This window comes from Mesorhizobium sp. M7A.F.Ca.CA.003.01.2.1, assembly GCF_003998945.1.
Lineage (GTDB): Bacteria > Pseudomonadota > Alphaproteobacteria > Rhizobiales > Rhizobiaceae > Mesorhizobium > Mesorhizobium ciceri.
This window is the reverse complement of the sequence record NZ_RZRA01000466.1, coordinates 1-4,350: the sequence shown is the minus strand read 5'-3', so window position 1 is coordinate 4,350 and position 4,350 is coordinate 1. Positions and strand designations below refer to the sequence as shown.

The following is a 4,350-nucleotide window of genomic DNA, read 5'->3' as shown; positions in this document are numbered from 1 at the left end:
CCTCAGGGCTACGAGACCCTGGTTGGCTACAGGGGCATCAATCTGTCGGCGGGACAGAGGCAGCGCATCGCCTTGGCGAGAGCCCTGGTGCGCGATCCCGATCTCCTCATCCTGGACGAGGCCACCAATGCCGTGGACGGGCTGTCGGAAGCGGCCATCGTCGAGACCCTGAAGTCGAGAGCCGGCCGCCGCACGACCATCGTCATCAGCCATCACCACAGCACCATCTCGTTCTGCGACGACGTGGTCATCCTGAGCGGCGGCCGCGTGAAAAAGCAGGCCCCTTTCGGCGCCCTGGCCTCGCTCAGCATGGACGAGCTTTACCAGCACGAACCGCTCGACTGAGAAGGCGCCGGGCCGGCCCGCGATCTTATCCTGGGCGTGTCTGCAGCCTCCGGCCGGCGGGTCGTCGCAAGGGTTCGAATCACAAGCCAGGGGAATTGCCGCTGGCACCTTCCGTGATCGCACCAATGCCGTGCGGGACCGCGGCGCGCTACCTTGTCTGTGCGGCGGACCTGTCGATCCGCCTGGCCGGTGCCCCATTGGACTTACTCTCCGGGTGAGGTGCCGGCCTCCCATGCACAAAAGAAGGATCTGAAGCGGGTCGCCTGAATCCTTCAGGCGCGACACGCTTCAGGTGGCGGCGCCGACATTCCTGCGCATGCGCCGCCTGCCCGTCGTCCGTGCTTTCTTCGCCATCGCCCCGGCCATCTCGACCACGCCGTCCTCGCGCGGCCTGCCATTGGTGGCCTTGTGGAGCCGCTCATAGGGCAGCAGTTCCTTGATCCGGGCATTGAGCGAGGCGATTTCGGCCTTGAGGTCCTCGCACTCCTGCCTCTGCACGTCGAACTGTATCTGTTCGGACGCCTGTTGCAGCGTCAGCTGAGAAAGGTTGGCGTTCACCTTGGAAAGACTCATCTTGTCGCTTTCGCTCTCCTGGCTCAGCGCGGACAATCTTTCATCGGCGATCTTCTTTTCGGCCAGAGCATCGTTCAGTTCGCTCTTGAGCCTGGCGATCTCGCCCGCGGCTTCGCCGTTTTCGCTCGACACCTGCTCAAGCCGCGATTGCAGGTTCTGGATCTCCGAGCTCAACCCGCGCATTTCCGCCTGGCTGCGAGCCAGCTCGGCTTCCTTGTCGCCTTCCATCATGTGGGCCGCTTCGGTCGTTTCCGACAGTTTCGCCTGTGCCGCCTCGAGCGACTTCTGCAGCCGCATCTCCTCTTTCTCGCTCTTGCCGAGCGCCGCCAGCAGCTCCGCCAGCCGCGCTGCTTCGGTGGCATGGACCGCCGACAGCTCGTCGAGCCTGTGGCGCGCTTGCGATTCCCGCTTCAGCGCCTTGTCGAGTTCGATCGACAGGTTGACGTGCTTTTCGCGCAGCATCTTGCTCTCGCGCAAGCGCCTGTTGGCCTCGACCGTCCTGGCGGTCAGCCGCTTGGCGATGTCGCCGAACTCCGCCTCGCGTTTGGCGCTCGCATTGGCTGTCTCGACGAGTTCCAGCCTGACCGCGGCAAGTGCCGCACGCAGCGTCTCCCGGTCCTGGACCAGACTTGTCTCGCGCTGCTGCAGCGCTTCGAAAGCGCCGTCACGCTCGCGCAGCTTTCGCGTCGCGTCGTGCAGCTTTTCCGACAGAGCCCTCTGTTCGGCGGCCAGGGCGGCATTGGCAACCTCCAGCTCGTTGGCGCGCAGGATGTCGCTGTGCAGGATGTTGAGGAATTCGCGCGTCAGATGGTGTGAGGTACCGATCTCCGACAGCTTGTCGTTGATCTCCTCCAGATAGTCCCTGGCGTCGTGGAAGAGTCCCTCGAAGGCGCTCAATGCAGCCAGCCGGGTCTGTGTATGGGCGGTCAGTCTTGGCGCGGTTTCGGAACTGTCCGCAGCGCCCGCATTCTCGGCATTCCCGGCATTGTCGTCATTTGCCGCATCGGCCTGGGGTGGCCCGTCATCGGGTGCCGCCTGGGCATCCGGCACATCGTCGCTCTCTGGCGGCGCCAGGTCGTCGGCGTCGAGACTTGCATCCAGCGCGTCCGCCAAATCGATCTGCAGGTCCTGGATCGCTTTATCCACGTCTTCAGCACGCTTGATCAGGCCTCTGAAGTTCATCGCCAAACTCCCCTTACGCATACCTCGCTTAGAACTTAACAAATTGCTAATATATCCTTACATCCGCTGCTTGCGCAGGGGAAGCCCCGTCGGCACAAAGGTAAATTTGGGACATTTTAGGGGTTTGGACGGCGCGAGCGATGCGGTGCGAGGGTGCGAAGCCGGTTCTGCCGGCAGGACAGAGGGGGGCGCGAAGGATCGCGGCTCCCTAAGTTGCCCTCACCCCGCCATGGCCAGCGGCACGGCGCTCTTGTTGGGGATCTGGATGTCGATTTCCAGCGTCGACATGGTCTCGCCGCGGTCCATCGAGACCTGCAGATAGTCCTGGTCGATCTGCACATGCTTGGCGATGACGGCCATGATCTCCTCGCGCAGGATGGAGACGAGGTCGGGCTGGCTGCGGTTGCGGCGCTCATAGGCGAGCAGCACTTGCAGCCGCTCGCGCGCCACCGGGGCGCTGGAGCGCCGCTTGAAGATGTCGAGCAGGTTCATGCCGCCCTCCTTCCCAAAAGACGATCGAGGAAGCCCTTGCGCTCGAAGGGCACGATGACGGGCAATTCCTCGCCCTCCAGCCGCCTGGCGGCGTCGATATAGGCCTTGGCAGCGGAATTGAGCGGCTCCGACAGCGTCACCGGCGAACCGAGGTTGGAGGCGCGCAGCACGTCCTGGCTTTCCGGAATGATGCCGAGCAGCGGCACCGACAGGATTTCCAGCACGTCGTCGATGGACAGCATCTCGCCGCGCGAGGCGCGCGCCGCATCGTAGCGCGTCACCAGCACATGCTTGGCGATCTGCTCGCCCTGCTCGGCCCGCAAGGTGCGGGCATCGAGCAGGCCGATGATGCGATCGGAATCGCGCACCGACGACACTTCCGGATTGGTGACGATGACCGCCTCGTCGGCAAAGCGCATGGCGAGCTGCGCGCCGCGCTCGATGCCGGCCGGGCTGTCGCAGAAGACGTAGTCGAACACCGAGCGCAGCTTGTCGATGACTTCGCCGACGCCTTCCTCGGTCAGCGCATCCTTGTCGCGCGTCTGCGAGGCCGGCAGCAGGAACAGCGTCTCGACCCGCTTGTCGCGGATCAGCGCCTGCGAGAGCTTCGCCTGGCCCTGGATGACGTTGACGAGGTCGAACACCACGCGCCGTTCGGCGCCCATGATCAGGTCGAGGTTGCGCAGGCCGACGTCGAAGTCGACGAGCGCCACCTTCTTGCCGGTCTTGGCCACGGCCGCCCCGAGGGCCGCCGTCGAGGTCGTCTTGCCGACGCCCCCCTTGCCCGAGGTGACCACCACTACCTTGCCCATTGAAAAGCCTCCGTTGTTGTTGTTCTTGGTCGGGCGGCCCTCGGCCGCCCCAATATCGAAACGAATGTCAGCTCAGCGTCGAAACCCGCAAGGCGTCGCCGTCGAGAAACGCCTGCACCGGCTTGCCGCGCGAAACGCCTTCCATCTCCTCGGCGGTGACGTACCAGCCGTCGACCGCCAGCAGCTCCGCCTCGTTCTTGCGGCAGAAGATGCGCGCGCCCCTGTTGCCCAGCGCACCCGCCGAAGCGCGCCCGCGCAGCGTGCCGTAGACATGGATCGAGCCCGCCGCGATGATCTCCGACCCGGAAGCGACAGAACCCAGCACGATGACATCGCCATGCGGATGCACGATCGCCTGGCCGGAGCGGATCGGCGCCTTGATCATCAGCGTGCCCGAAGCTTCAACCTGCGGCTCGCTATCGCCCGCCTTGCTTGCGCCAGCCTTGCCGTCGCCGGCCTTGGCCGCGCTGCCCGCATCCGCATGCTGTTCAGCCGCCCTGCCCTCGGCCTTGTCGAAACCCTCCGCCCGCGCCTCGCGGGGCAGCAACCCATCCGTCGTCGCCTCCTTGGCGCCGACCAGCACCGGCGGCAGGTTGGGCGCGAGTGCGGCGTGGCCGTCGAGCTCGATGGCGTAGACGCGGATGCCGCGATGGCCAAGCACGTCGACCAGCGATTCGATCGCGGCGACATCGGGCTTCAAGGTGTTGAGATCAAGCACCACCGGCCGCCCGGCAAAATAGCCAGGCGAATTGCCGATCCAGTGATCCAGCCCCTCCAGCCACACGTCCAAAGGCGCCTCCGGCGTCAGCGTGAAAGCGACGAAAGAGCGGGCACGAAAGCGAATGGATTTGGCCTCGAGGGGGGCGGCAAAGGTCACGGCTGGCGAATCCTTACTGAGAGGTAAACGCTAGCGAGGGAATGGTTAACGAATGGTTAATGCCAGGGG

At 64.9% G+C, this 4,350-nt stretch carries 5 protein-coding genes; 1 reads left to right on the top strand and 4 read right to left on the bottom strand.

Annotated features, from left to right (window positions below; all coding sequences use genetic code 11):
• Nucleotides 1-345 (top strand): ATP-binding cassette domain-containing protein (locus tag EN969_RS18850; RefSeq protein ID WP_127419304.1); only part of this gene is annotated, 345 nt, incomplete at its 5' end.
• A 288-nt stretch (nt 346-633) separates the two neighbouring features.
• Here the strand turns inward: EN969_RS18850 and EN969_RS18845 are convergent.
• The 4 genes from EN969_RS18845 to minC form a co-directional block, all read right to left on the bottom strand.
• A complete protein-coding gene (locus EN969_RS18845) occupies nt 634-2,100 on the bottom strand; it encodes a hypothetical protein (protein ID WP_063168607.1) in 1,467 nt (488 codons plus the stop codon).
• 219 nt (nt 2,101-2,319) lie between these two features.
• A complete protein-coding gene (gene minE / locus EN969_RS18840) occupies nt 2,320-2,592 on the bottom strand; it encodes a cell division topological specificity factor MinE (RefSeq protein ID WP_024501686.1) in 273 nt (90 codons plus the stop codon).
• The gene (gene minD, locus EN969_RS18835; RefSeq protein ID WP_013530671.1) at nt 2,589-3,404 is read right to left on the bottom strand and encodes a septum site-determining protein MinD; all 816 of its coding nucleotides are present in this window, start codon (nt 3,402-3,404) and stop codon (nt 2,589-2,591) included. Before minD ends, minE begins: the two co-directional genes overlap by 4 nt.
• A gap of 67 nt (nt 3,405-3,471) precedes the next feature.
• A complete protein-coding gene (minC, locus tag EN969_RS18830) occupies nt 3,472-4,281 on the bottom strand; it encodes a septum site-determining protein MinC (protein ID WP_063168608.1) in 810 nt (269 codons plus the stop codon).
• Between the last annotated feature and the right edge of the window lie 69 nt (nt 4,282-4,350).

Coding starts and splice junctions, on each gene's coding strand:
- minD (WP_013530671.1), bottom strand. CDS start 3,404: ATGGGCAAGGTAGTGGTGGTCACCTCGGGCAAGGGGGGCGTCGGCAAG.
- EN969_RS18845 (WP_063168607.1), bottom strand. CDS start 2,100: ATGAACTTCAGAGGCCTGATCAAGCGTGCTGAAGACGTGGATAAAGCG.
- minE (WP_024501686.1), bottom strand. CDS start 2,592: ATGAACCTGCTCGACATCTTCAAGCGGCGCTCCAGCGCCCCGGTGGCG.